The sequence below is a fragment of the Alkalihalophilus lindianensis genome (genome assembly GCF_032843265.1).
GTDB classification, from domain to species: domain Bacteria; phylum Bacillota; class Bacilli; order Bacillales; family Bacillaceae_D; genus Alkalihalophilus; species Alkalihalophilus lindianensis.
Window position 1 is genome coordinate 1 of record NZ_JAWJBA010000282.1, and the last position, 274, is coordinate 274.

The window sequence follows — 274 nt, forward strand, 5'->3', positions numbered from 1 at the left end:
TGCTATTTTAGTGACGTAGGGTGCAAATTCCGGGTATTCATCCAGTTCCTTTGAGATCTTTTCAAACTGCTTATCCGCTCCGTAAAGCGTACTAACCTTTATTTTTTGTCCCACGAGCTTAGGGCACCAAACAATTTCCCTGAGGTTTTCCCTAACCTGATCCGGAGTTTCCCCATACAGCTTAAGAAAGAAGGGCTCGACACGTATCCGCCCCGGATCATAGTTAGCGGGCAGAGGTATTTCGGCTTTTCGTTTCTTGTATCTGTCGTGGAAC

At 46.4% G+C, this 274-nt stretch carries 1 protein-coding gene; it reads right to left on the reverse strand.

What is annotated here, in order from left to right; translation table 11 throughout:
- On the reverse strand, positions 1-274 hold a 274-nt coding region (locus RYX56_RS22265), incomplete at both ends, for a hypothetical protein (RefSeq protein WP_317124107.1).